The organism is Demequina sp. NBRC 110051 (assembly GCF_002090055.1).
In the GTDB taxonomy this organism is placed as follows: Bacteria; Actinomycetota; Actinomycetes; order Actinomycetales; family Demequinaceae; genus Demequina.
On sequence record NZ_BBRH01000015.1, the window covers coordinates 125802 to 151547 of the forward strand.

The 25746-nt window shown below is 67.1% G+C and carries 23 protein-coding genes and 1 tRNA gene; 3 read left to right on the forward strand and 21 right to left on the reverse strand.

The window, feature by feature from the left end:
* Positions 1-10: 10 nt before the first annotated feature.
* From rpsS to rpsJ, 6 genes are read right to left on the reverse strand one after another with little or no spacing between them, the layout of a single operon-like run.
* Complete coding sequence (rpsS, locus tag B7K20_RS09690) at positions 11-289, reverse strand: 30S ribosomal protein S19 (RefSeq protein ID WP_062293970.1); 279 nt, start codon at positions 287-289, stop codon at positions 11-13.
* Between the two features lie 12 nt (positions 290-301).
* Positions 302-1138, reverse strand: a complete 837-nt coding sequence (gene rplB / locus B7K20_RS09695) for a 50S ribosomal protein L2 (protein WP_084102328.1) — start codon at positions 1136-1138, stop codon at positions 302-304.
* A gap of 19 nt (positions 1139-1157) precedes the next feature.
* Positions 1158-1463, reverse strand: a complete 306-nt coding sequence (gene rplW / locus B7K20_RS09700; RefSeq protein ID WP_084077284.1) for a 50S ribosomal protein L23 — start codon at positions 1461-1463, stop codon at positions 1158-1160.
* Entirely contained in the window at positions 1460-2149 is a 690-nt protein-coding gene (rplD, locus tag B7K20_RS09705; RefSeq protein ID WP_084102329.1) for a 50S ribosomal protein L4, read from the reverse strand. Before rplD ends, rplW begins: the two co-directional genes overlap by 4 nt.
* A 4-nt stretch (positions 2150-2153) precedes the next feature.
* Positions 2154-2816, reverse strand: coding sequence for a 50S ribosomal protein L3 (rplC, locus tag B7K20_RS09710; protein WP_084102330.1), 663 nt, complete (start codon positions 2814-2816; stop codon positions 2154-2156).
* A 26-nt stretch (positions 2817-2842) separates the two neighbouring features.
* A complete protein-coding gene (rpsJ, locus tag B7K20_RS09715; RefSeq protein WP_042213186.1) occupies positions 2843-3151 on the reverse strand; it encodes a 30S ribosomal protein S10 in 309 nt (102 codons plus the stop codon).
* 277 nt (positions 3152-3428) lie between these two features.
* On the opposite strand from rpsJ, the gene B7K20_RS09720 reads away from it, so the two are divergent.
* Positions 3429-3986: a hypothetical protein gene (locus tag B7K20_RS09720; protein ID WP_084102331.1), complete on the forward strand. Its 558-nt coding sequence runs from the start codon at positions 3429-3431 to the stop codon at positions 3984-3986.
* 1 nt (position 3987) lies between these two features.
* Here B7K20_RS09720 and B7K20_RS09725 read toward each other — a convergent pair whose 3' ends face one another.
* The 15 genes from B7K20_RS09725 to B7K20_RS09795 form a co-directional block, all read right to left on the reverse strand.
* Complete coding sequence (locus tag B7K20_RS09725; protein WP_084102332.1) at positions 3988-4932, reverse strand: hypothetical protein; 945 nt, start codon at positions 4930-4932, stop codon at positions 3988-3990.
* 118 nt (positions 4933-5050) lie between these two features.
* Positions 5051-6241 (reverse strand): elongation factor Tu, encoded by a 1191-nt coding sequence (gene tuf / locus B7K20_RS09730; protein WP_084102333.1) that lies wholly within the window; start codon positions 6239-6241, stop codon positions 5051-5053.
* A gap of 118 nt (positions 6242-6359) precedes the next feature.
* Positions 6360-8474 (reverse strand): elongation factor G, encoded by a 2115-nt coding sequence (gene fusA, locus B7K20_RS09735; protein WP_084102334.1) that lies wholly within the window; start codon positions 8472-8474, stop codon positions 6360-6362.
* Positions 8475-8515: 41 nt separating this feature from the next.
* Positions 8516-8986 carry a 30S ribosomal protein S7 gene (rpsG, locus tag B7K20_RS09740; RefSeq protein ID WP_084102335.1) on the reverse strand — a complete coding sequence of 157 codons (471 nt, stop codon included), beginning with the start codon at positions 8984-8986 and terminating at the stop codon, positions 8516-8518.
* On the reverse strand, positions 8986-9360 hold the full coding sequence (gene rpsL, locus B7K20_RS09745; RefSeq protein WP_084077292.1) for a 30S ribosomal protein S12: 375 nt from the start codon (positions 9358-9360) through the stop codon (positions 8986-8988). Before rpsL ends, rpsG begins: the two co-directional genes overlap by 1 nt.
* Before the next feature lie 462 nt (positions 9361-9822).
* A complete protein-coding gene (locus B7K20_RS09750; RefSeq protein ID WP_084102336.1) occupies positions 9823-13698 on the reverse strand; it encodes a DNA-directed RNA polymerase subunit beta' in 3876 nt (1291 codons plus the stop codon).
* Positions 13699-13712: 14 nt separating this feature from the next.
* Entirely contained in the window at positions 13713-17192 is a 3480-nt protein-coding gene (rpoB, locus tag B7K20_RS09755) for a DNA-directed RNA polymerase subunit beta (RefSeq protein ID WP_084102337.1), read from the reverse strand.
* A 384-nt stretch (positions 17193-17576) separates the two neighbouring features.
* The gene (gene rplL, locus B7K20_RS09760; RefSeq protein ID WP_084102338.1) at positions 17577-17960 is read right to left on the reverse strand and encodes a 50S ribosomal protein L7/L12; all 384 of its coding nucleotides are present in this window, start codon (positions 17958-17960) and stop codon (positions 17577-17579) included.
* Between the two features lie 59 nt (positions 17961-18019).
* Positions 18020-18541, reverse strand: a complete 522-nt coding sequence (gene rplJ / locus B7K20_RS09765) for a 50S ribosomal protein L10 (protein ID WP_084102339.1) — start codon at positions 18539-18541, stop codon at positions 18020-18022.
* Between the two features lie 444 nt (positions 18542-18985).
* On the reverse strand, positions 18986-19684 hold the full coding sequence (gene rplA / locus B7K20_RS09770) for a 50S ribosomal protein L1 (RefSeq protein ID WP_084102340.1): 699 nt from the start codon (positions 19682-19684) through the stop codon (positions 18986-18988).
* A 68-nt stretch (positions 19685-19752) separates the two neighbouring features.
* Positions 19753-20184, reverse strand: a complete 432-nt coding sequence (gene rplK, locus B7K20_RS09775; RefSeq protein WP_084102341.1) for a 50S ribosomal protein L11 — start codon at positions 20182-20184, stop codon at positions 19753-19755.
* 60 nt (positions 20185-20244) lie between these two features.
* Positions 20245-21108: a transcription termination/antitermination protein NusG gene (gene nusG / locus B7K20_RS09780; RefSeq protein ID WP_084102342.1), complete on the reverse strand. Its 864-nt coding sequence runs from the start codon at positions 21106-21108 to the stop codon at positions 20245-20247.
* Positions 21109-21141: 33 nt separating this feature from the next.
* Complete coding sequence (gene secE, locus B7K20_RS09785) at positions 21142-21399, reverse strand: preprotein translocase subunit SecE (RefSeq protein ID WP_084102343.1); 258 nt, start codon at positions 21397-21399, stop codon at positions 21142-21144.
* A 61-nt stretch (positions 21400-21460) separates the two neighbouring features.
* A tRNA-Trp gene (locus B7K20_RS09790) sits at positions 21461-21533 on the reverse strand.
* A 280-nt stretch (positions 21534-21813) separates the two neighbouring features.
* Positions 21814-22638 (reverse strand): endonuclease domain-containing protein, encoded by an 825-nt coding sequence (locus tag B7K20_RS09795; protein ID WP_159449384.1) that lies wholly within the window; start codon positions 22636-22638, stop codon positions 21814-21816.
* Positions 22639-22905: 267 nt separating this feature from the next.
* Here B7K20_RS09795 and B7K20_RS09800 point away from each other — a divergent pair, with 267 nt between their 5' ends.
* Positions 22906-24108 carry a pyridoxal phosphate-dependent aminotransferase gene (locus B7K20_RS09800; protein WP_084102345.1) on the forward strand — a complete coding sequence of 401 codons (1203 nt, stop codon included), beginning with the start codon at positions 22906-22908 and terminating at the stop codon, positions 24106-24108.
* Positions 24109-24223: 115 nt separating this feature from the next.
* Positions 24224-25717: an NAD(P)/FAD-dependent oxidoreductase gene (locus B7K20_RS09805; RefSeq protein ID WP_084102346.1), complete on the forward strand. Its 1494-nt coding sequence runs from the start codon at positions 24224-24226 to the stop codon at positions 25715-25717.
* The last annotated feature ends 29 nt before the right edge of the window (positions 25718-25746 follow it).

The window sequence follows — 25746 nt, forward strand, 5'->3', positions numbered from 1 at the left end:
CTCGGGCGCCTTAGCGGCGGCCCTTGCGGTCGTCCTTCACGTGGCCCTTGAACGTGCGGGTCGGGGCGAACTCGCCCAGCTTGTGACCGACCATCGACTCGGTGACGAACACCGGGACGTGCTTGCGGCCGTCGTGCACGGCAAAGGTGTGACCCAGGAAGTCCGGCGTGATAACGCTACGGCGCGACCAGGTCTTGATGACGTTCTTGGTACCCGCATCGTTCTGGGCGTCCACCTTCTTCTGCAGGTGGTCGTCGACGAAGGGGCCCTTCTTGAGACTGCGTGGCATTCTTCAGGCTCCTTAGCGCTTCTTGCCAGTACGACGGCGGCGGACGATGAGCTTGTCGGACTCCTTGCCCGGCTTGCGGGTGCGGCCCTCGGGCTTGCCCCACGGCGAGACCGGGTGGCGACCACCGGAAGTCTTGCCCTCACCACCACCGTGCGGGTGGTCAACCGGGTTCATGACGACACCACGCACGGTCGGGCGCTTGCCCTTCCAGCGCATACGGCCGGCCTTACCCCAGTTGATGTTGGACTGCTCGGCGTTGCCCACCTCGCCGACGGTCGCGCGGCAGCGCGCGTCGACGTTGCGGATCTCACCGGAGGGCATGCGCAGCTGCGCGAAGCGGCCCTCCTTGGCGACGAGCTGCACCGAGGCACCCGCGGAGCGGGCGATCTTGGCGCCGCCACCGGGCTTGAGCTCGATGGCGTGGATGACCGTACCCACGGGGATGTTGCGCAGCGGCAGGTTGTTGCCGGGCTTGATGTCGGCGCCGGGGCCGGCCTCGACAACGGTGCCCTGCGACAGCTTCTCGGGCGCGATGATGTAGCGCTTCTCGCCGTCCGCGTAGTGCAGGAGCGCGATGCGCGCCGTGCGGTTGGGGTCGTACTCGATGTGCGCGACGGTGGCGGGAACGCCGTCCTTGTCGTGACGACGGAAGTCGATCACGCGGTAGGCGCGCTTGTGACCGCCACCCTGGTGACGGGTGGTGATGCGACCGGTGTTGTTACGGCCGCCCTTCTTGTGAAGCGGACGGGTCAGCGACTTCTCGGGGGTGGAACGGGTCACCTCGACGAAGTCGGCGACCGACGAGCCACGGCGGCCCGGCGTCGTCGGCTTGTACTTGCGAATAGCCATGGTTGCTTGAGTCCTTTACCTAGCCCACGTGGCCCGAGAAGATGTCGAGCGCCTCGCCGCCACCGACGGTGACGATCGCGCGCTTGACGTCCTTACGCTTGCCCATCCCGAAGCGGGTGCGGCGCGTCTTGCCCTTGCGGTTGATGGTGTTCACCGAGAGAACCTTGACGTTGAAGATCTGCTCAACGGCGATCTTGATCTCGGTCTTGTTCGCCCGGGGGTCGACCTCGAAGGTGTACTTACCCTCGTCCATGAGCGAGTAGCTCTTCTCCGACACGATCGGACGGATGAGGATGTCGCGGGGGTTCTTGTTCAGGGTGCTCACTTGGTCTCCTCCGCCTCGGACTCGGTGGCGACCGCAGTCGCCGACTTGCCCTTGGCCGGGCCGGCCAGGAACGCCTCGAGAGCGCCGGAGGTGAAGACGGTGTCGTCGTGCACCAGGACGTCGTAGGTGTTCAGCTGGTCGACCGGAATGACGTGGATCCAGGCCGCGTTGCGCAGCGACTTGAATGCGATCTCGTCCGAGCGCTCGAGCACGACCAGGGCGCTACGGCCGTTGGTGAGGTTCGAGACGGCCTCGAGGGCCTGCTTGGTCGAGGGGGTCTCGCCCGCGATGACGCCCTCGAGGACGTGAACGCGGCCGGCACGGGCCCGGTCGGAGAGGGCACCGCGCAGGGCGGCGGCCTTCATCTTCTTGGGGGTGCGCTGCGAGTAGTCGCGCGGCTGCGGGCCGTGCACCGTGCCACCACCAGCGAACTGGGGAGCGCGGATCGAGCCCTGACGGGCACGACCGGTGCCCTTCTGCTTGTAGGGCTTCTTGCCACCACCCGCGACTTCGCCGCGGGTCTTGGTGGCGTGGGTGCCCTGGCGGGCGGCGGCGCGCTGGGCGACGACGACCTGGTGGATCAGGGGGACGTTGGTGACGACGTCGAACACCTCGCCGGGCAGGTCGGCGGTGCCGGCCTTCTTGCCCGAGGCGTCGAGCACGTCGACAGTCAGCGTTTCAGCCATGGTGTCACGCACCCTTCACGGCGGAGCGGATGAGGACGACCCCGCCCTTGTTGCCGGGGACCGCGCCCTTGACGAGCAGCAGACCCTTCTCGGCGTCGACCGAGTGGACGGTGAGGTTCTGGACGGTCTTGCGGTCATTACCCATGCGACCGGCCATCTTGAGGCCACGGAAGACGCGCGACGGCGTCGAGGCGCCACCGATCGAACCGGGCTTGCGGTGGTTGCGGTGCGCACCGTGGGAGGCGCCGACACCGGAGAATCCGTGGCGCTTCATGACACCGGCGGTGCCCTTTCCCTTGGTGGTGCCGGTGACGTCGACCTTCTGGCCTGCCTCGAACACCTCGGCGGTGAGCTCCTGGCCCAGCGAGTAGTCGGCGGCGTCAGCGGTCCGAACCTCGGCCACGTGGCGGCGCGGCGTGACGCCTGCAGCCTCGAAGTGGCCCTTCAGCGGGTTCGTGACGCGACGGGGGTCAACAGTGCCGAACGCGAGCTGGACGGCCTCGTAGCCATCGCGCTCTGCATTGCGCACCTGGGTCACGACGTTGGTGTCAACCTGAACGACGGTGACGGGAACAACCCGGCCCTCGTCGTCCCACACCTGCGTCATGCCCAGCTTCGTACCCAGCAGCGCACGGGTGGTGCGCTGGGCATTGGAAGTCGTAGTCATGGTGCTTGTGTCCTTATTTCTCTGGATTAGAGCTTGATCTCGATGTTGACGTCCGCGGGCAGGTCGAGACGCATGAGCGAGTCGACAGCCTTGGGCGTCGGGTCCACGATGTCGATGAGGCGCTTGTGGGTGCGCATCTCGAAGTGCTCGCGGGAGTCCTTGTACTTGTGCGGCGAACGGATCACACAGAACACGTTCTTCTCCGTCGGGAGCGGCACGGGGCCCACTACCGACGCGCCGGCGCGCGTGACCGTCTCCACGATCTTGCGGGCCGAGGAGTCGATGACCTCGTGGTCATAGCTCTTCAGCCGAATGCGGATCTTCTGTCCCGCCATGGCGTTGTCTGCCTTTTCTCTCGGACGACTTGGTCTCCCCAACCACCGACCCCCGCGCTCGGGCGTGTCGCTTATCTTCGACAGACTCGTGCGCTCTCGATTTCTCGAAGGTCACATGGGTGAGGTGTGCGGCTGCCCGCAATAGGCAACCTGAATATTGTGCCAGATACGGGGGTCTCGTGCAACACGAGGGTCCCCGCTCCCGCGACCATCCAGGTTATCGTGGTATCTCGCATCCGTCACATCGTCCCGTTGGGGACGTGAGGAGGTCACTGACGTGGCTGAGACCCCCGTCGCTGGGCCGCGTTCGGCGGCCTCCACGGCCGATGCCGTCCTCGCCTACCGCCGTCCGGTCGCCGTCGGCGTGGCGACGGTCGCCGTGCTGGGGCTGGTCACCTGGAAGATTCCGGTGCTCGGTGTCGCACTCGCCGTCGGCGTCGCCGGCTTGTCGTGGCGACTACGAGGGTCCCGCCTGTCCCCGTGGCGTCCCATGGAGCCACCGCCGGTGCCGATCGACGTCTCGCCTGGCCAGACGTGGACGTTCGCCCGCAACCTGGTGTGGCGCTGGGACGATGCGTGCGTCAATGCCGGGCTCGGTGAGTTTGTCGACGACCATTACACCTACGCGGGTCTCACGCTCGTGGGGCTGACCGAGTCTGCCGGCACCGTCGTCGCCCACGCCCTCCTCGCCCCCGGACAGACGGCGGCCACGCTTCAGGCCGCCCAGGGTAGGCTCGCCGCCGGGCTTGAGGTGGCACGCGCCACCGCCACCGTCACGGGCGACGATGTCGCGATCGCGGTCGTGCCGGTCGAGGCAGCCGGCGAATGGACGTGACTCAGGCGGCCTGAGAATCCCACCAGGCGCGCAGCGCCGCAGCGTCGACAGCGCCGTCGTCGCCAAACGGGTCGCGCAGCCCGAACGCCTCCAGCACCGCGGTGGCCTTCGTCCGTGTGTCGGCGTCGATACGGTCGACCCATGCCCGTCGGTTGCCGCCCGCGTGGGCATTCGCTCCCTTGGAGTGGGTCATCCGTGAGGGACGGGACAGGTCAGCCAGGGCACCGGGGTCGATGCCCATGGCGACGGCGCCGGCGTGGAGCTCGGACGGATCCTCGACCGCCACGTCGTAGCTGATCAGGGTGGAGCGAGCGCCGCCGTACGTGCGCGCGGCCACGACGTTCTCCACCGCCCAGCGTCCCACCAAGGCGCTGACCTGATCGGCGGTGTCCAGGTCCCGCACGGGCAAGTCGCCCAGGAGCCCGTCCACCAAGGCATCCTGGCTCAGCATGTAAGCGAAGCGTTCGGGCGACCAGCCGAGCACACTCTGTGAACTCAGCGACGCCAACGGGTGACGCATGACGTGGAGCACCGTCAGTTCGGGATAACGCCGGGCAATCCAGCCCGCCCAGGTCGTGCCCCTGATCTCCTTGACCAGCCTGCCCCGCATCGGGACGAACGGATTGAGGGTGGCCTCCTGATCCGTCCACGGGTAGCGGTACTTGCCCGTCAAGACCTCATGAACACCCCGCTCTCCCGGCAGGTGGGGTGCGTCGACCGGAACGTACCGGCCCGGTCTGAGGCCCTCGAAGCGGGCGTCGAGATCGGGGCGGAACGGCTCGAAGATCGGGCGCAGGCGTCCCGCGCGTGCGTACGCCTCGAGCAACCACGTGGTACCCGAGCGTCCCGACCCCGTCAACAAGTGAGCGTGCGCCACGTCGGCGTACGGATCCCACACGGCGAGGGAACGGCCGATGCGCTCGACGGAACTCGGGATACCTTTCACCCGGTCACGCTAGCACCGGAGGCTTGAGCGCCAAGCCAGCCACGGCATCGGCCGTGGGGAATGCAAAAGCGGGGGCCCGGCCGAAGCCGAGCCCCCGCAGTCGCGAAGGAAAAGATCCTTACTTGACGATCTTGGTGACGGTGCCTGAACCGACGGTGCGGCCACCCTCACGAATCGCGAAGCCCTGACCCTCTTCGAGGGCGATGGGCTGGATGAGCTCAACCGACATGTCGGTGGTGTCACCGGGCATGACCATCTCGGTGCCCTCGGGCAGCGTGATGACGCCGGTCACGTCAGTGGTGCGGATGTAGAACTGCGGACGGTAGTTCGTGTAGAACGGGTTGTGGCGGCCACCCTCGTCCTTGTTCAGGATGTAGCAGCGACCCTCGAACTGGGTGTGCGGCGTGGTGGTGCCGGGCTGGACGATGACCTGTCCACGCTCGACGTCCTCACGCTTGGTGCCGCGAAGCAGCAGACCGCAGTTCTCGCCGGCCCAGGCCTCGTCCATCTGCTTGTGGAACATCTCGATACCGGTGACCGTGGTCTTCTGGGGCTCACGGATACCGAGGATCTCGACCTCGGAGTTGATCGCGAGCTTGCCGCGCTCGACCTTACCGGTGACGACGGTGCCACGACCGGTGATGGTGAAGACGTCCTCGATCGGCATGAGGAAGGGCTTGTCCATGTCACGCTCGGGGGTGGGGACGTTCTCGTCCACCGCGTCCATGAGTGCCTCGACCTTGGCAACCCACTCGGGGTCGCCCTCGAGGGCCTTCAGCGCCGAGACCTGGATGACGGGAGCGTTGTCGCCGTCGAAGCCCTGCGAGGACAGGAGGTCACGGACCTCGACCTCGACGAGCTCGAGGATCTCCTCATCGTCGACCATGTCGGACTTGTTCAGCGCGACCAGCAGGTAGGGAACGCCGACCTGCTTGGCGAGCAGCACGTGCTCACGCGTCTGGGCCATCGGACCGTCGGTGGCGGCGACCACGAGGATCGCGCCGTCCATCTGAGCCGCACCGGTGATCATGTTCTTGATGTAGTCGGCGTGACCCGGAGCGTCGACGTGCGCGTAGTGGCGCTTCTCGGTCTCGTACTCGATGTGCGCGATGTTGATCGTGATACCGCGCTCGCGCTCCTCGGGGGCCTTGTCGATGTCCTCGAAAGGCGTGAAGGGGTTGAGGTCGGGGTACTTGTCGTGCAGCACCTTCGAGATGGCAGCGGTCAGCGTCGTCTTACCGTGGTCAACGTGACCAATGGTGCCGATGTTGACGTGGTCCTTGGTCCGCTCGAACTTGGCCTTAGCCATGAGGTATTCCTCCTGATTAGTGAGACTGAGGTAAAGATGCTAATCCCTGGCGGGGCTCGAAGCCATCCGGGGCAGATCCCTACTGGTCGTTATTGTTGCTGATTTTCAACCGGTGGGGTTACTCGCCCCGGGTCTTCGCGATGATCTCGTCGGCCACGGCCTTCGGGACCTCCGCGTAGCTGTCGAACACCATCGAGTAGACGGCGCGACCGGACGTCTTCGACCGCAGGTCGCCGACGTAACCGAACATCTCCGACAGCGGCACGAGCGCGTCGACCACCTTGACGCCGGACGCGTCCGACATCTGGCGGATCTGTCCGCGACGCGAGTTGATGTCACCAATGACGTCACCCATGTACTCCTCGGGAGTACGGACCTCAACGGCGAACATCGGCTCGAGCAGGACGGGCTTCGCGAGGCGCGCGGCCTCCTTGAAGGCCATCGAGCCCGCGATCTTGAACGCCATCTCCGAGGAGTCGACGTCGTGGTAGGCACCGTCCAGCAGCGTGGCCTTGACGCCCACGACCGGGTAACCGGCCTGGATGCCCAGTTCCATCGCGGACTGGATACCAGCGTCGACCGACGGGATGTACTCGCGCGGCACGCGACCACCGGTCACGGCGTTGTCGAACTCGTACAGCACCTCGGCATCGGCCTCGAGCGGCTCCAGACGGATCTGGACCTTCGCGAACTGGCCGGAACCACCGGTCTGCTTCTTGTGCGTGTAGTCGTACTTGTCGACCGTCTTGCGGATGGTCTCGCGGTAGGCCACCTGGGGCTTACCGACGTTGGCGTCGACCTTGAACTCGCGACGCATGCGGTCCACAAGGATGTCGAGGTGCAGCTCGCCCATACCGCCGATGACGGTCTGGCCGGTCTCCTCGTCCAGGCGCACGCGGAAGGTGGGGTCCTCCTCGGCGAGCTTCTGGATGGCCGTCGACAGCTTCTCCTGGTCACCCTTGGTCTTGGGCTCGATGGCCACGTCGATCACGGGCTCGGGGAACGTCATCGACTCGAGGACAACCTGGTGGTCCGGGTTGCACAGCGTGTCACCCGTCGTGGTGTCCTTCAGACCGATCACGGCGTAGATGTGACCCGCCGAGATGCTGTCAACAGGGTTCTCCTTGTTGGCGTGCATCTGGAAGAGCTTGCCGATGCGCTCCTTCTTGCCCTTGGTCGAGTTGATGACCTGGGCACCGGTCTCGAGGTGACCGGAGTAGACGCGCACATAGGTGAGACGGCCGAAGAAGGGGTGCGATACGACCTTGAACGCGAGGGCCGCGAACGGCTCGTTGGCGTCGGCGTGGCGCTCGATCTCGATGGACTCGTCCTTGGCGTCGACACCCTTGATGGCGGGCACGTCGGCCGGGCCGGGCAGGTAGTCGATGACCGCGTCGAGCATGGGCTGCACGCCACGGTTCTTGTACGCCGAGCCACACAGGACCGGGTACAGCTCCGAGGCGACCGTCATCTTGCGGATCGCGGCCTTGATCTCGGCGGTGGTGAGGTCCTCGCCACCCAGGTACTTCTCGAGGAGAGCCTCATCCGACTCCGCGACGGTCTCGAGGAGCTCGGCGCGGTACTGCTCGGCCTTGTCCTTGAGGTCCGCGGGGATCTCGGTGGTCTCGTAGGTCGCACCCATAGTCACGTCGCCCTTGGCGTCGCCGGGCCACACCTTGGCATTCATCTCGACGAGGTCGACGATGCCGACGAAGTCGTTCTCCGAGCCAATGGGGAGCTGGATGACGAGCGGCTTGGCACCGAGGCGCTTCACGATCGTGTCGACCGTGAAGTAGAAGTCCGCGCCCAGCTTGTCCATCTTGTTGACGAAGCAGATGCGGGGGACGTCGTACTTGTCGGCCTGACGCCAGACGTTCTCCGACTGGGGCTCCACGCCCTCCTTCGCGTCGAAGACCGCGACCGCGCCGTCGAGGACGCGCAGCGAGCGCTCGACCTCGACGGTGAAGTCCACGTGACCGGGGGTGTCGATGATGTTGATCTGGTGCTTATCCCAGAAGCAGGTCACCGCGGCGGAGGTGATGGTGATGCCGCGCTCCTGCTCCTGCTCCATCCAGTCAGTCGTCGACGCACCTTCGTGGGTCTCACCGATCTTGTGGTTCACACCCGTGTAGAACAGGATGCGCTCGGTGGTGGTGGTCTTGCCGGCGTCGATGTGCGCCATGATGCCGATGTTGCGGACCTTGGTGAGGTCCGTGAGCACGTCCTGTGCCACGAGTGGTTCTCCTTGGGTTGTCCGTCAGAACAGGGCAGCGACTACCAGCGGTAGTGCGCGAACGCCTTGTTCGACTCGGCCATCTTGTGCATGTCCTCGCGACGCTTGACAGCGGCGCCGAGGCCGTTCGAGGCGTCGAGGATCTCGTTCATCAGACGCTCGGTCATGGTCTTCTCACGGCGAGCGCGCGAGAAGTCGACGAGCCAGCGCAGCGCGAGCGTGGTCGAGCGGGTCGGACGCACGTCGACCGGCACCTGGTAGGTCGCGCCACCGACGCGGCGGCTGCGGACCTCAAGGGCGGGACGGATGTTGTCGAGCGCACGCTTGAGCACGGTCACGGCGTCCTGGCCGGACTTCTCCGCGACACCCTCGAGGGCACCGTAGACGATCGCCTCAGCGGTCGACTTCTTGCCGTCGAGCAGCACCTTGTTGATGAGCTGCGTGACGATCGGGGCGCCGTGAACGGGGTCGTTGATGATGGGCCGCTTAGGGGCCGGTCCCTTGCGAGGCATTACTTCTTCTCCCTCTTCGCGCCGTAACGGCTGCGAGCCTGCTGGCGGCCCTTGACACCCTGGGTGTCGAGCGAGCCGCGGACGATCTTGTAGCGCACACCGGGGAGGTCCTTCACACGACCACCGCGGACGAGCACGATCGAGTGCTCCTGCAGGTTGTGGCCCTCACCGGGGATGTACGCGGTGACCTCGATGCCGCTGGACAGGCGCACACGGGCGACCTTGCGCAGTGCCGAGTTCGGCTTCTTCGGCGTGGTGGTGTACACGCGGGTGCACACTCCACGACGCTGGGGGCTGGACTTCAGGGCCGGCGTCTTGGTCTTGCTGGCCTTAGGGTGCCGGCCCTTTCGAACCAGCTGCTGAATCGTAGGCACTACTTCTCCGTTTGATCGGTGGACGAAACTCGTGGTGGTCCGACCCCCGCGCCCGGGCGTGTCGCACCTTCTACTTGCGGCACCCGGAAGGGCACGCATAGGGGCCCGACGTCGCGGGCACGAGTATCAACAATACTCGCCGTACGCGTAGGCGTCAAAGCCTGGGCCGTCGAGCCCTCGTGTGGGTGGCGACACCCGTGCGGCCGGATCGGCCCCATCTATTGTAGACACGCCGAGCGGTATGCGCGAACAGAAGCCGTGGCGCTGCTATGAGAGATCCGACTCCTGCGTGCTTAGCAGGGACGATGCGGTGGCCGGGTGGGTATGAGGTGCGCCACAAGCGGATGGTGACGTCCGCATCGGCCGTCGTCGTGACACCGCGGGGGCCGTGGGGTGCAGCCAGGAACACGCACGAGGGCCCGGCCACCCCGAAGAGTGACCGGGCCCTGATGCGTCAGGCGCTTAGTCGCGCGGGAGGTCGAACTCCTCGAGCGGCACGGCCTCGCCGGTGCCCTCCGAGAAGAACTGGCCGTCCCACTCCTCGTACCCGAAGGTCGGGAACAGGTTGGCCTTGGCCTCCTCGGTCGGCTCGACCGTCGCCGTGCGGTACTGGTGCAGACCGGTACCGGCGGGGATCAGCTTTCCGAGGATGACGTTCTCCTTGAGGCCGACCAGCGGGTCGGACTTGCCGGACATCGCGGCCTCGGTGAGGACGCGCGTGGTCTCCTGGAAGGAGGCCGCCGACAGCCACGACTCGGTCGCGAGCGACGCCTTGGTGATACCCATGAGCTCGGGACGGGCCGATGCCGGCTTGCCGCCCTTCGTCACGGTCTCACGGTTGGCCTTCTCGAAGCGCGCACGCTCGGCCAGCTCTCCCGGCAGCAGCGGGGAGTCGCCCGAGTCCAGCACGGTCACGCGACGCAGCATCTGGCGCACGATGACCTCGATGTGCTTGTCGTGGATCTCCACACCCTGCGAGCGGTACACGTTCTGTACCTCGTCGACCAGGTGCTTCTGCGTGGCACGGGGACCGAGGATGCGCAGGACGCTCTTCGGGTCCACCGCACCGGCGACCAGCTGCTGGCCCACCTCGACGTGCTCGCCGTCCTGAACCAGGAGGCGCGAACGCTTGGTGACGGGGTACTCGAACGGCTCGTCGCCGTTGTCGGGCGTCACGACCAGGCGGCGCGTGGCCTCCGAGTCGTCGACCTTGAGCGTGCCGGCGACCTCGGAGATCGGGGCCTCACCCTTGGGGGTACGGGCCTCGAAGAGCTCCTGGACACGCGGCAGACCCTGCGTGATGTCATCCGCGGACGCCACACCACCGGTGTGGAACGTACGCATCGTCAGCTGGGTACCGGGCTCACCGATCGACTGCGCCGCGACGATACCGACGGCCTCGCCGATGTCGACGAGCTCACGGGTCGCGAGCGAGCGGCCGTAGCACTTGGCGCAGGTACCGACGGCGGACTCACAGGTGAGGACCGAACGGACCTTGACCTCGGTGATGCCGTGGCCGATGAGGTTGTCGATCAGCACGTCGCCGATGTCGGCGCCGGCCTGACCCACCACGTTGCCGTCGGCGTCGAGCACGTCGGTCGCGAGCGTGCGGGCAAAGACCGAGGTCTCCACGCGCTCGTGCTTGACCGTCTCACCGGTCGCGGTGGTCTCGACGATGGGCATCGCCAGGCCGCGCTCGGTGCCGCAGTCCTCCTCGCGCACGATGACGTCCTGCGACACGTCCACCAGACGACGGGTCAGGTAACCCGAGTCGGCGGTACGCAGCGCGGTGTCGGCCAGACCCTTACGGGCACCGTGGGTCGCGATGAAGTACTCGAGGACCGACAGGCCCTCGCGGTAGTTCGACTTGATCGGACGCGGGATGATCTCACCCTTCGGGTTGGCCACGAGGCCTCGCATACCCGCGATCTGACGGACCTGCATCCAGTTACCACGCGCACCGGAACCGACCATGGTGTGGACGGTGTTGTGCTTGGGGAACGACTCACGCATGGCACGGTCGACCTCGTTGGTGGCCTGGGTCCAGATCTCGATGAGCTCCTGACGGCGCTCGTCGTCGGTGATCAGACCGGTCTCATACTGGACCTGGACCTTCTCCGCCTGAGCCTCGTAACGCTCCAGGATCGCCTGCTTCTGCGAGGGCATCGCCACGTCGCCGATACCGATCGTGACACCCGAGCGCGTGGCCCAGTGGAAGCCGGCCGCCTTGAGGGCGTCCAGCGACTCCGCGACCTCGACCTTGGGGTAACGCTCGGCAAGGGTGTTGACGATGTCGCCCAGCACCTTCTTGTCGACGTTGCGGTTCACGTACGGGTAGGACACGGGCAGCGTCTCGTTGAACAGCGCGCGGCCCAGCGTGGTCTCGAGGACGAACGGCTGTCCGGCCTCGTAACCCTCGGGCAGCTCGAAGCCCACCGGCGGGACGGTGTCGCCATCGACGCGCAGCTTGATGAGCGCGTTGAGGTCGATCTCGCCCGCGTCGAACGCCATGCGCGCCTCGGACGTCGAGGTAAAGGCCAGGCCCTCGCCCTTGACGTCGTCCTTCAGCAGCGACAGGTGGTACAGACCGATGATCATGTCCTGCGAGGGCATGGTCACCGGGCGGCCGTCCGACGGCTTGAGGATGTTGTTGCTCGAGAGCATCAGCACACGGGCCTCGGCCTGCGCCTCTGCCGACAGGGGCAGGTGCACGGCCATCTGGTCACCGTCGAAGTCGGCGTTGAACGCGCCGCAGACGAGCGGGTGCAGGTGGATGGCCTTGCCCTCGACCAGCTGGGGCTCGAACGCCTGGATACCCAGGCGGTGCAGGGTGGGGGCACGGTTGAGCAGCACGGGGTGCTCGGTGATGACCTCTTCCAGCACGTCCCAGACCTCGGGGCGCGAACGCTCGACCATGCGCTTGGCCGACTTGATGTTCTGCGCGTGGTTGAGCTCCACGAGACGCTTCATCACGAACGGCTTGAACAGCTCGAGCGCCATCTGCTTGGGCAGACCACACTGGTGCAGCTTCAGCTGGGGGCCGACAACGATGACCGAACGGCCCGAGTAGTCGACGCGCTTGCCCAGCAGGTTCTGACGGAAACGACCCTGCTTACCCTTCAGCATGTCCGAGATGGACTTGAGGGGGCGGTTGCCGGGGCCCGTGACAGGGCGACCACGACGGCCGTTGTCGAACAGCGCGTCGACGGCCTCCTGAAGCATGCGCTTCTCGTTGTTCACGATGATGTCGGGCGCACCCAGGTCCATCAGTCGCTTGAGGCGGTTGTTGCGGTTGATCACGCGACGGTACAGGTCGTTGAGGTCGGAGGTCGCGAAGCGGCCACCGTCCAGCTGCACCATCGGACGCAGGTCCGGCGGGATGACCGGAACGGCGTTCAGCACCATGCCCGTGGGGCTGTTGGTGGTCGTGAGGAACGCGTTGACCACCTTGAGGCGCTTGAGCGCGCGGGTCTTGCGCTGGCCCTTGCCGTTGGCGATGATGTCGCGCAGGTTCTCGGCCTCGGCCTCGAGGTCGAAGTCCTCGAGACGCTTCTGAATGGCCTCGGCACCCATCGAGCCCTTGAAGTAGGGGCCGTAGCGGCGCTGCAGCTCGCGGTAGAGCAGCTCGTCGCCCTCAAGGTCCTGGACCTTGAGTCCGGTGAAGCGGTCGAAGACCTGGTCGAGGCGGTCGATCTCGGCGTCCGCGCGCTTGCGCAGCGTCGCCATCTCGCGCTCCGCGCCGTCCTTGACCTTGCGCTTCACGTCGGCCTTGGCACCCTCGGCCTCGAGCTCGGCGAGGTCCTTCTCCAGCTTCTCGGCGCGGTTGTTGATGTCCACGTCGCGCTGGTTCGCGAGGTACTTCTTCTCGTTCTCGATCTCGTTGCGCAGCTCGGGCAGGTCGCGGTGACGCGCCTCCTCGTCCACCTCGGTGACCATGTAGGCCGCGAAGTAGATGACCTTCTCCAGGTCCTTGGGCGCGAGGTCGAGCAGGTAGCCCAGTCGCGACGGCACACCCTTGAAGTACCAGATGTGGGTCACGGGGGCGGCCAGCTCGATGTGGCCCATGCGCTCACGGCGCACGCGCGAGCGGGTCACCTCGACGCCGCAGCGCTCACAGACGATGCCGCGGTAGCGCACGCGCTTGTACTTGCCACAGCCACACTCCCAGTCACGGGTAGGGCCGAAGATCTTCTCGCAGAACAGGCCGTCCTTTTCAGGCTTGAGCGTGCGGTAGTTGATCGTCTCGGGCTTCTTCACCTCGCCGTGCGACCAGTTGCGGATCTCTTCCGCGGTCGCCAGGCCGATGCGCAGGTCGCCGAATTCGTTCACGTCGAACATTCAGGTTCCTTCTCTCAGATCTCGTCGACGCTGGAGGCGTCCGGGCGGCTGGACAGGGAGATACCGAGCGACTCGGCAGCCTGGTACGCGTCATCCTCGTTGTCGCGCATCTCGATGACCTGACCCTCCTGGTTCAGGACCTCGACGTTCAGGCACAGGGACTGCATCTCCTTCATGAGCACCCGGAACGACTCGGGCAGGCCCGGGTCGGGGATGTTCTGGCCCTTGACGATGGCCTCGTACACCTTCACGCGGCCGACGACGTCGTCCGACTTGATGGTGAGCAGCTCCTGCAGCGCGTAGGCGGCGCCGTATGCCTCGAGGGCCCACACCTCCATCTCACCGAAGCGCTGGCCACCGAACTGGGCCTTACCGCCGAGCGGCTGCTGGGTGATCATCGAGTACGGACCGGTCGAACGCGCGTGGATCTTGTCGTCGACCAGGTGGTGGAGCTTCAGGATGTACTTGTAACCCACGGCCACGGGCTCGGGGAACGGCTCACCGGTACGGCCGTCGAACAGTCGCGCCTTGCCGTTCTCGTCGACCAGGCGGTCGCCGTCGCGGTTGGGGTTGATGACCGTGCGGAGGTTGATGAGCGTGTTCTCCTCGAGACCATCGAACACCGGGGTCGCCACAGGCGTGCCGGGGGCCGACTTCTTGGCGGCCTCGGGCAGCTTCTTGGCCCACTCCTCGGTCGACTCCGTCGCGTCCCAGCCGTGCTTGGCCACCCAGCCGGTGTGGGTCTCGAGGACCTGACCGACGTTCATGCGGCCGGGCACGCCCAGCGGGTTCAGGATCACGTCGACGGGAGTGCCGTCCTCGAGGAACGGCATGTCCTCGACGGGCAGGATCGTCGAGATGACGCCCTTGTTGCCGTGACGACCGGCGAGCTTGTCACCCTCGGAGATCTTGCGGCGCTGAGCAATGTAGACGCGCACCAGCTGGTTCACGCCTGCGGGCAGGTCGTCGCCGTCCTCCTCGGTGAACACGCGCACACCGATGACGGTGCCGGACTCGCCGTGGGGAACCTTGAGCGACGTGTCGCGCACCTCGCGGGCCTTCTCGCCGAAGATCGCGCGCAGCAGGCGCTCCTCGGGGGTCAGCTCGGTCTCACCCTTCGGGGTGACCTTACCGACCAGGATGTCGCCCGCACGGACCTCGGCGCCGATGCGGATGATGCCGCGCTCGTCGAGATCGGCCAGCACCTCCTCGGAGGCGTTGGGGATGTCGCGGGTGATCTCCTCGGGACCGAGCTTCGTGTCGCGGGCGTCAACCTCGTGCTCCTCGATGTGGATCGAGGTGAGGTCGTCGTCCTGCACGATGCGCTGCGAGAGGATGATCGCGTCCTCGTAGTTGTGACCCTCCCAGCACATGAACGCGACGAGGAGGTTGCGGCCGAGCGACAGCTCGCCCTCGTCGGTCGACGGGCCGTCCGCGAGGACGGAGCCGGGGACAACCTGGTCACCCTCGTCCACCAGCACGCGCTGGTTGTAGTTGGTGCCCTGGTTCGAGCGCTGGAACTTGGCCGCACGGTACGAGCCCGTGGTGCCGTCGTCGTTGGCGACGGTGATCAGCTCGGCGCTGACCTCGGTGACCACACCGGCCTTGGTCGCGACGACCACGTCACCGGCGTCAACCGCCGCGCGGCGCTCCATGCCGGTACCCACGAGCGGGGCGTCGGCACGCACCAGCGGCACGGCCTGACGCTGCATGTTCGCACCCATGAGGGCGCGGTTCGCGTCGTCGTGCTCGAGGAACGGGATCAGCGCGGTCGCAACCGACACCATCTGGCGCGGCGAGACGTCCATGTAGTCCACGGCGTCGCGCGGCACGAACTCGACCTCGCCACCCTTCGAGCGGACCAGGACGCGCTCCTCGGCGAACGAGTTGTCGTCGTCAAGGGCCGCGTTGGCCTGCGCGATGACGTAGTGGTCCTCGTCGTCCGCGGTCAGGTAGTCGATCTTGTCCGAGACCTGACCCTTGATGACCTTGCGGTACGGGGTCTCGACGAAGCCGAGCGGGTTCACGCGACCGTAGGTCGCGAGCGCGCCGATCAGGCCAATGTTCGGGCCTTCAGGGGTCTCGATGGGGCACATGCGGCCGTAGTGCGACGGGTGAACGTCACGGACCTCCATGCCGGCACGGTCACGGGACAGACCACCCGGGCCCAGCGCAGACAGACGACGCTTGTTCGTCAGGCCGGCCAGCGGGTTGTTCTGGTCCATGAACTGCGACAGCTGCGAGGTGCCGAAGAACTCACGGATCGCGGCCACGACGGGGCGCGTGTTGATCAGGGTCTGGGGCGTGATTGCCTCGACGTCCTGAGTCGTCATGCGCTCGCGCACCACGCGCTCCATGCGCGACAGGCCTGTGCGGATCTGGTTCTGGACCAGCTCGCCCACGGCGCGGATGCGACGGTTGCCGAAGTGGTCGATGTCGTCGGTCTCGACCTCGACCTCGCCCGCGAGCGACTCGAAGGTGGCGTGACCGGCGTGCGCGGCGAGCGTGTACTTGACGGTGGCGACGATGTCGTCGAGCGACAGCACCGAGTCGCCGAGGGCCTTGCCGACCTTGAGCTTCTTGTTCAGCTTGAAGCGGCCCACCTTGGCAAGGTCGTAGCGCTTGGGGTTGAAGTAGAAGTTGTCCAGCAGGTTCTGACCGGCCTCGACCGTGGGCGGCTCGCCCGGACGGAGCTTGCGGTAGAGGTCGACGAGCGCCTCTTCCTGCGAGTGGACGGTGTCCTTCTCGAGGGTGTCGAGCAGCGCGGGGAAGTCCTTGAACTCCGACGCGATGGCCTCGTCGGACATACCGAGGGCCTTGAGGAACAGGGTGACGGGCTGCTTGCGCTTGCGGTCCACGCGCACGCCGACGGCGTCACGCTTGTCGATCTCGAACTCGAGCCAGGCGCCACGCGAGGGGATGACCTTCGCGGTGAAGATGTCCTTGTCCGACGTCTTGTCGGCGGTGCGCTCGAAGTACACGCCGGGCGAACGGACCAGCTGCGACACGACGACGCGCTCGGTGCCGTTGACGATGAACGTGCCCTTGGGGGTCATGAGCGGGAAGTCGCCCATGAACACCGTCTGGGACTTGATCTCGCCCGTGGTGTTGTTCATGAACTCAGCAGTGACGAACAGCTGAGCGGCGTACGTGAAGTCCTTCTCCTTGCACTCCTCGGGAGTGTTGCGGGGCTCCTCGAAGTACGGGTCCGAGAAGCTGAGGGACATGGTCTGACCGAAGTCCTCGATCGGCGAGATCTCTTCGAAGACCTCCTGCAGACCGGCGATCTCCGGGACGTCATCGCGGCCGTCCTTCTGAGCCGCGGCCACGCGGCCCTTCCACGTCTCGTTGCCGATGAGCCAGTCGAAGCTCTCGGTCTGGATCCCCAGGAGGTTCGGGACCTCGATCGGCTCGGCGATCGAGGCGAACGAAATACGGGGGGACGCGGAACGGTTAGCGATGGAGGTAGCCGAGGGGGTGCGCGAAGCAGCCAAGGGCGGGTCCTTCCCTTTTTGTAGCGTGCGTGTCGCGAGTCACAAGCCGCAGCTCCACCGGATCCCGGGGCCAAACCGCTATGGAGCGGTGGCGCGCCGGGTAGGCATCTGAGGGCAGGGCAATAGACAGCGCAAAGCAAGAGCGTACTCGCCGCCAAACAAAATGTCCAATGGCGCAAGCCGACTCGCCGGGCGTTGCCACATCGCAACGGCTCCGGAACGCTTTCGCTGCGTACGAGCGTACCAACGACCTCGCTTCTCCCCCGTCACCGCGCCCGGGCAGCCACCCACGCGGGACCCGGCCACGGCATCGGCCGTGGGGAAAACGACGAAGGCCGGGCCTCCCCGAAGGGAGACCCGGCCCGCGTGCAAAAAGGGGTGAGCTTACTTGAGCTCGACGGTGGCGCCGGCAGCCTCGAGCTGTTCCTTCGCCTTCTCCGCGTCTTCCTTCTTGGCGCCCTCGAGGACGGCCTTGGGGGCCTCGTCCACGAGCGCCTTGGCCTCGCCGAGGCCGAGCGACGTGAGTGCGCGCACCTCCTTGATGACCTGGATCTTCTTGTCGCCAACGGCGGTGAGGATGACGTCGAACTCGTCCTTCTCCTCAACGGCCTCGGCCTCGCCCGCGGGGGCGGCGGCCACGGCAACGGCGGCGGGGGCGGCGGCGGTGACGTCGAAGGTCTCCTCGAACGCCTTCACGAACTCCGACAGCTCGATGAGCGAGAGCTCCTTGAACTGCTCGATGAGCTCTTCGGTGGTGAGCTTAGCCATGATGGTTTCCTAACTTTTTGCTGCGTGAGAGCAGAGGGTGGAGATGGGGGTAGCGGCCCTTAGGCCGCGTCTCCCTGCTTGGCACGCAGGGCGTCGACGGCGCGCGCTGCCTTGGACAGCGGTGCCTGGAACATGTATGCGGCGTTGACGAGCGAGGCCTGCATGGCACCCGCCGCCTTCGCGAGCAGCACTTCACGGGACTCGAGGTCTGCGAGCTTGTTGATCTCCTCAGCGGAGAGCACGTTGCCTTCGAGAACGCCGCCCTTGATGACGAGCTTGTCGTTCTCCTTGGCAAAACCCTTCAGACCCTTTGCAGCCTCCACCGGGTCACCGGTGATGAATGCAATGGCCGTGGGACCAACGAAGAGGTCGTCGAGACCTTCCACGCCGGCATCCTTGGCCGCGAGCGCCGTCAGAGTGTTCTTCGCGACCACGTAGGTCGCGGCGCCGCGGAGCTTGGTGCGCAGCTCAGCGAGCTGCGGCACCGAAAGGCCGCGGTACTCGGTGACAACGACAGCCGAGGCGTCACGGAACTGGTCCGCGAGCTCCTTGACTGCTGCCACCTTGTCTGGCGTCGCCATGGGGTGTCCTTCCTTCGGGTGACCGTCGGCGCCTCCTTGCGGAGACGGCCTACCCCGGACAACAGAAAAGCCCCGCGCAGGCGGGGCTGGGCTGCGTCATATGACGCTTCTCAGTTCACCTGCGCTGGCCTCCGCTGTTGCGGGACTTCGGTCGGGATCGCTTGCGCTTTCCTGACAACCGGCGGTCTTGGGCGTTGAAAATCTTACACCACTTTTCGAGTGGTGTCTCCTTGAGGCGGCCGATGCCGTGGCTGGGCTTCGTACGAAGGCCAGCCGTCGCATCGGCCGCCCAAAAGGAGATGACCCGGCTGTCCGTCCAGTGGGACGGCCAGCCGGGCCGGGCGACGCGCCAGGTCCCCGGTGGGGGGCGAGGGCGGTCGCGTGCTCTCTGACGCTCAGTCCGGGGTCACCGGGCCTCGCGCGAGTGCGTCTGGTGTGCCTGCTCTACTTCTCGATCTTGGCGAGGGCGTCGACGGGGATGCCGGGGCCCTGGGTCGCGGAGATCGCGGCCTTGATGATGTAGCGGCCCTTCGAGGCGGACGGCTTCACACGCTGGACCTCGTCGAGAACGGCCTGGAAGTTCTCGAGCAGCTTCTCGTCGCCGAACGACGCCTTACCGATCACCGAGTGAAGGTTGGCGTGCTTGTCGACGCGGAACTCGATCTTTCCGCCCTTGATGTCGGACACGGCCTTGGCCACGTCCATCGTCACGGTGCCGGTCTTGGGGTTCGGCATGAGGCCACGGGGGCCGAGCACGCGGCCGAGGCGGCCGACCTTGCCCATGAGGTCGGGCGTGGCGACCACAGCGTCGAAGTCCTGGCGTCCGCCCTGAACCTCGTCGATGAGCTCGTCGCCGCCGACGATGTCGGCACCGGCCTCACGTGCGGCTTCTGCCTTGTCACCGTTGGCGAAGACCAGGACCCGAGCGGTCTTGCCGGTGCCGTGAGGCAGGATGGTGGTCGAACGGACGGCCTGGTCCGCGTGACGGGGGTCGACGCCCAGCTTGAACACGACGTCGATGGTCGAGTCGGTGTTCTTCGAGGCAGTCTTCTGCGCGAGGCGCACGGCCTCGAGCGGGGTGTAGAGCTGGCTACGGTCGACGAGCTGAGCTGCGTCGCGGTAAGCCTTGGAGCGCTTGGTCATCTGCTTCTTCCTTTGCAGTCGTGGTGGCGGGTCAGCGCGACCCCTCCCACTGATGTTTCTTGCGGTCTTTAGGAGACCGTGATGCCCATGGAGCGGGCGGTGCCGGCGATGATCTTCGCAGCGGCGTCGATGTCGTTGGCGTTGAGGTCGGCCATCTTCTGCTCGGCGATCTCGCGCACCTGGGCCTCGGTCAGCGTGCCGACCTTGGTGGTGTGCGGGGTGCCGGAGCCCTTGGGGACGCCTGCGGCCTTCTTGATGAGCTCTGCGGCCGGCGGGGTCTTCGTGATGAACGTGAAGGAACGGTCTTCGTAGACCGTGATCTCCACGGGAATCACGTTGCCACGCTGCGACTCGGTGGCCGCGTTGTAGGCCTTGCAGAACTCCATGATGTTCACGCCGTGCTGACCCAGCGCGGGTCCAACGGGCGGAGCGGGGTTCGCGGCGCCGGCCTGGATCTGAAGCTTGATCAGACCAGCGACCTTCTTCTTAGGGGCTGCCATGTTTCGGGTCCTTCTGTTGCTGGGGGCGGCTGGCTGCCGCCGTGGGTGCTGGGATCAGCGTCAGATCTTGGTGACCTGCGTGAACGCCAGCTCGACCGGGGTCTCCCGGCCGAAGATGGAGACGAGAACCTGGAGCTTCTGGGACTCCACGGAGATCTCGGAGATGGTGCCGGGCAGGGTGGCGAACGGGCCATCGATGACGGTGATGGACTCGCCCACCACAAAGTCAACCTCGACGGCCGCAGCCTTGCTCTGCGTCGGCTCCTCGGACGTGGCGTCGGCGCCCTCCTGGGGGGCGAGCATCGCGTACACCTCGTCGGGCGTCAGTGGCACGGGCTGGTGGGCGTGACCCACGAAGCCCGTCACACCGGGGGTGTTGCGCACGGTGCCCCAGGACTCATCCGTGAGGTACATGCGCACCAGGACGTATCCGGGCATCCGGACGCGGGTGACCAGCTTGCGCTGGCCGTTCTTGATCTCGGCGACCTCTTCCATCGGGACCTCAACCTGGAAGATGAAGTCTTCCTGGTGGAGGCTCTCGCGACGGTGCTCGATCGACTGCTTCACGCGCTTCTCGTGACCCGAGTAGCTGTGGATGACGTACCAGTCACCCTCCTGCATGCGCAGTTGAGCCTTGAACTCCTCGATGGGGTCGACCGGGGCGGGAACCTCGGCGGACTCGTCCTCGAGCTCGACGGCGGCCTCTTCGGCAGCCTCGATGTCGTCGTCGGACGGGATGGTGTCGTCGTCGTCGTCGATGAGGGTGTCCTCGGGGGCGTCGGACAGCTGCGCCTCGTCGACCGCAGGGGTCTCCTCTTCGACGGGCGCGTCCGCCGCCGCCTGGGCGCGGTCGGTCGCCTCGGCGATGTCGGCTACGAGGGCGTCCAGCTTGTCGCCGGCCGCGTCGAGCTTGTCGTCACTCACGAGTCACCACTTCCTAGTTTCGTTGTGCGGCACCTAGCCGCCGAACACCCACGCGGACAGTGATCCGAACCCGAGGTCGAGCACGAAGACCAACAGCATCATCACGGCCACGAACCCCAGGACGATCCAGATGTAACGGATCAGTTCCTCGCGGGTGGGGGTCACCACCCGCTTGAGCTCGGAGATCACCTGGCGGACGAACAGCGCGATGCGTCCGAAGATGCTCAGGCCCTCGCGGCTTTCGTGCCGCGGGTCCCTCTCTCCGGAATCCGTCACGGCAGATTCGCTCACCAGGAAGTCCTTTGCTCGGAATCGGGGGTGTGTACGGGTGCACGACTCTCGCCGTGCCCAGCAGGGTAGGAGGGACTCGAACCCCCAACCGTCGGTTTTGGAGACCGATGCGCTACCAATTGCGCCACTACCCTCCGGAGGCGTTGGGACCTCCGTTGGCTTCTTGACTGCCGAGCGATGGGCCGGCGCCAGGGCGCGGGTCATCATCGGGATCGTCAATCGCCGAACTGCAATGGTACGGGTTCTCGCCCGGAAAAGCGAACCCGGGGTGCGGGGCACCTCTGCGCATCCATCGCCCGGCTGTCCAGACATCGAGCCGTCCAGCCGTCCAGCCCTCCAGCCGTCCAGCCGTCCAGCCCGACAATTCTCGCATTGACGGGCCGGTGCGCCGAAATCTGCAGTCGCACCCGGCAATCAGCGCGGTGACGGGCTGGGCGTGCGGGCGGCAGCCAGAGCGGCACGCACGGCGTCCGCCACGCTGATCGGCGCGGCGCCACACAGATCGCGATAGGTGAACCGCAAGACAACGTATCCGCGCCGCAACAGCTCGCGGTCACGATATCGGTCCCGCTGGAATGCCGCCGGGTTATCGTGATGCTGGCGGCCGTCGACCTCCACCACCGCACGGTCACCGGCGACGAGGTCCACGCGTCCCACGCCCTCGACGTAGCGCTGCGGATGGACGGCAATGCCCGCGCGTGCCAAGTCGAGGCGGGCGAGGGTTTCCGGCGGCGACTCTGCCCGGCCATCCATATGGGCGAGGAGCCATTCGCGGCGACGACGCGTCGCTCGGGTGAAGGCGGCGATCTGGTCTGGCCGGACCAGGCCTTGGTGGAGTGCCGAGTCGACCGCCACGAGGTGCTCGCGTTCATCGAGACATGACCCCGCAGCATCGAGCGCCTCGGGAACCGGCGCTACTCTCATGGCACGGCGAGGCGTGGGAGCGCCCGTGCGGAAGTGCAGGCGCACGCCGTCCGGCCGACGGCTGGCCGCGCCGCTCGCGCGGTCCACCTCGACACACGTGAACTGCGGAGAGTGGAGGACGGCAACCCCGCGCTGTCCGAGCGCGGTGGTGCACGTGAGCGTGCCGTGAAGCCGAGCCGCGGCGAGGCGTTCGATACCCGTGCCCGGCAGCGAGACCAGTCCCCGTGCGACGTCGACGATCTCCCCTGCCCCACGCGCGACCGAGACGTCGTGACGCGTGCACCCGAGCGCCACCAGGTCACGGAGGCGAGCCACACCCCCACATGCTCGCAGCGCCTGGGTGACCTCCATGGGTCTACGTTGCCGCGCTCAGGGCACGGCCGGGCCTCCGAGGCGCCTTCTGTGGACAACTCCTCGACGCACGAGCCCGTCATCAGAGAGTTCTGACGGGCGCGAACGCCACCATCTGCACTCCAGCCCGGCGACCGGGAAGGTGACGGGCGGGGCTGCCGGAAGAGGGCGCTGCCGGGGTGGGGCGAAGCTCGCGTGCGGGCCCTCGCGCACGCGTGGAACAATGCTCGTATGACCTCCTCCAGCCGCGTCTCCGCCCGCCTCGGCGCCATCGCGCCGTCCGCCACCCTCGCCGTCGACGCCAAGGCCAAGGCCCTCAAGGCCGCCGGCCGCCCGGTGATCGGCTTCGGAGCAGGTGAGCCCGATTTCCCCACGCCCGCGCACATCGTCGAGGCTGCCGTGGAGGCCGCCCGCGACCCCAAGAACCACCGCTACACGCCCGCGGCGGGTCTTCCCGAGCTGAAGCAGGCCATCGCGGACAAGACCAAGCGTGACTCGGGCTACGAGGTGGACCCCGCCAGCGTGCTCGTCACCAACGGCGGCAAGCAGGCGGTGTTCCAGGCCTTCGCCGCAATCCTCGACCCGGGCGACGAGGTCATCCTGCCCGCGCCGTACTGGACCACCTACCCCGAGGCCATCACGCTCGCGGGCGCAACCCCCGTCGAGGTGTTCGCGGGCGCCGACCAGGGCTACCTCGTCACGGTCGAGCAGCTCGAGGCCGCGCGTACCGAGAACACCAAGGCACTGCTGTTCTGCAGCCCCTCGAACCCCACCGGCGCCGTGTACTCGCAGGAGCAGACGAAGGCGATCGGCGAATGGGCACTCGAGCACGGCATCTGGGTCATCACCGACGAGATCTACGAGCACCTCCTCTATGACGGCGCCCAGTTCACGCCGATCCTGCGCGAGGTTCCGGCGCTCGCCGACACCACCATCGTCCTCAACGGCGTCGCCAAGACGTTCGCGATGACCGGCTGGCGCGTGGGCTGGATGCAGGGACCCGCGGACGTCATCGAGGCCGCCACCAACTTCCAGAGCCACCTCACCTCCAACGTGGCCAACGTCAGCCAGCGCGCCGCGATCGCCGCGCTGACCGGCCCGATGGACGAGGTCGAGGCCATGCGCGTCGCCTTCGACCGCCGCCGCAAGACGATGGTCGAGATGCTCTCGGCGATTGACGGCTTCCAGGTGCCGGTGCCGCAAGGCGCCTTCTACGCCTACCCGTCCGTCGAGGAGGCGCTCGGCCGCGAGATTCGCGGCAAGGTCGCGAACACCTCCGCGGAGCTCGCCGCGATCATCCTCGACGAGGCCGAGGTCGCGGTCGTTCCCGGCGAGGCCTTCGGCCCCTCGGGCTACGTACGCCTGTCCTACGCGCTGGCGGATGCCGACCTCGCCGAGGGCGTGGGCCGCATCCAGGCGCTGCTCGCTGAGTAAGCGACACAGTTCCGTCAGGGCGGTCCCGGCAGACGCCGGGGCCGCCCTCGGACTTTCCAGGGCCGATGCGCTGCTTGGCCTTGCGCTCGCACCTCGTCCGGGTGACGATGCGGGGATGGAGACCTACGACGTCATTGTCATCGGGGCCGGCCCCGTGGGAGAAAACGCTGCCGACCGCGCACGCCGAGGGGGACTGAGCGTCGCCCTCATCGAGGCGGAGCTGGTGGGCGGCGAGTGCTCGTACTGGGCGTGCATGCCCTCGAAGACACTGCTCAGGCCCGGCGCCGCACGCGCCGCCACGACGGGGATCCCCGGCCTGCCCGAGCCCGGCCCCCTCGATCCAGCGGAGGTCTTCGCGTGGCGCGACCGCGTGACGGGCGAGGGCGACGACCAGGGCCAGGAGGACTGGCTCGCCTCTGTCGGCATCACCCTCATCCGCGGCCACGGCAGGCTCGCAGGCGTGCGGCGCGTCGAGGTCACGGCGGGTGAACTGCCCGAGGGCGTGTCCACGACCCGGGCGCTCGAGGCCCGTCGCGCGGTCGTGGTCGCGACCGGCTCGGTGCCGGTGTTGCCGGACATCCCGGGTCTCGCGGAGGCCTCGCCCTGGTCGTCGAGGGACGCGACGGCGGCCGATGCCGTGCCTGAGTCTCTGATCGTCCTCGGCGGGGGCGTGGTGGGCTGCGAGATGGCGACCGCGTACGCGGACCTCGGCTCGCACGTCACACTCATCGCCCGCGGCGGGCTGCTGGGCTCCGTCGAGCCGTTCGCCGGGGCCGCCGTGGCCGACTCCCTGCGCGCGGCAGGCGTGGATGTCCGCACGGGCACCAGCGTGACCCGCGTGGAGCGTCGCGGTACCACCGTCACCGTGACCGTGGGCGGCGGCGACGAGGCGCAGCAGGTCACGGCCGCCGAGATCCTGGTCGCCACGGGGCGCACCCCGCGCACCGCAGACGTGGGGCTCGAGAGCGTGGGGCTCGACCCGGCCACGGCTCTCGCTATCGACGACACCACCGCGGTGCTGACCGCGCGAGGCGACGACGCCGGCGGAGAGGCGCCCTGGCTCTACGCCTGCGGCGACGTCACGGGCCGGGCCGCCACCACGCATCAGGGCAAATACCAGGCCCGGGTTTGCGGCGACGTGCTCGCCGCCTCCTTCGGCGAGGGTGACACCGGTACCGGGACCGCGACCGCGAGCGTGGAACGCGTCGCCGACGCACCGCCGTGGAGCCCGCTACGCGCCACCGCCGACCACGGAGCGCAGACCCAGGTGGTGTTCACCCGCCCGCAGGTCGCGTGGGTGGGACTTACCCGCGCCGAGGCCGATGCCGCCGGTCGCGACGTCGACGAGGTCGCCGTCGACCTGACCTCCGCCGCCGGCGCCGGCGTCACCCATCCCGACTATGCGGGGCGCGCGCATCTGCTGGTCGACCGCGAGCGCCGCGTCATCGTGGGCGCCACGTTTGTGGGCCCCGACGCCGGCGAGATGCTCCACGCCGCGACCATAGCGATCGTCGGTGAGGTCTCCATGGATCGCCTGTGGCACGCGGTGCCGGCTTTCCCCACGGTGAGCGAGGTGTGGCTGCGCCTGTGCGAAACGTACGGGTTGTAAGCGAGGCGACCACGGCATCGGCCGCCCGC

What these genes read in the sequence shown, in the direction of transcription:
- rpsS (WP_062293970.1), bottom strand. Translation starts at nt 289, where the DNA reads ATGCCACGCAGTCTCAAGAAGGGCCCCTTCGTCGACGACCACCTGCAG.
- rplB (WP_084102328.1), bottom strand. Translation starts at nt 1,138, where the DNA reads ATGGCTATTCGCAAGTACAAGCCGACGACGCCGGGCCGCCGTGGCTCG.
- rplD (WP_084102329.1), bottom strand. Translation starts at nt 2,149, where the DNA reads ATGGCTGAAACGCTGACTGTCGACGTGCTCGACGCCTCGGGCAAGAAG.
- rplC (WP_084102330.1), bottom strand. Translation starts at nt 2,816, where the DNA reads ATGACTACGACTTCCAATGCCCAGCGCACCACCCGTGCGCTGCTGGGT.
- rpsJ (WP_042213186.1), bottom strand. Translation starts at nt 3,151, where the DNA reads ATGGCGGGACAGAAGATCCGCATTCGGCTGAAGAGCTATGACCACGAG.
- tuf (WP_084102333.1), bottom strand. Translation starts at nt 6,241, where the DNA reads ATGGCTAAGGCCAAGTTCGAGCGGACCAAGGACCACGTCAACATCGGC.
- rpsG (WP_084102335.1), bottom strand. Translation starts at nt 8,986, where the DNA reads ATGCCTCGCAAGGGACCGGCCCCTAAGCGGCCCATCATCAACGACCCC.
- B7K20_RS09750 (WP_084102336.1), bottom strand. Translation starts at nt 13,698, where the DNA reads ATGTTCGACGTGAACGAATTCGGCGACCTGCGCATCGGCCTGGCGACC.
- rplL (WP_084102338.1), bottom strand. Translation starts at nt 17,960, where the DNA reads ATGGCTAAGCTCACCACCGAAGAGCTCATCGAGCAGTTCAAGGAGCTC.
- rplJ (WP_084102339.1), bottom strand. Translation starts at nt 18,541, where the DNA reads ATGGCGACGCCAGACAAGGTGGCAGCAGTCAAGGAGCTCGCGGACCAG.
- rplA (WP_084102340.1), bottom strand. Translation starts at nt 19,684, where the DNA reads ATGACCAAGCGCTCCAAGGCTTACCGCGACGCAGCTCAGCTCGTCGAC.
- rplK (WP_084102341.1), bottom strand. Translation starts at nt 20,184, where the DNA reads ATGGCAGCCCCTAAGAAGAAGGTCGCTGGTCTGATCAAGCTTCAGATC.
- B7K20_RS09800 (WP_084102345.1), top strand. Translation starts at nt 22,906, where the DNA reads ATGACCTCCTCCAGCCGCGTCTCCGCCCGCCTCGGCGCCATCGCGCCG.
- B7K20_RS09805 (WP_084102346.1), top strand. Translation starts at nt 24,224, where the DNA reads ATGGAGACCTACGACGTCATTGTCATCGGGGCCGGCCCCGTGGGAGAA.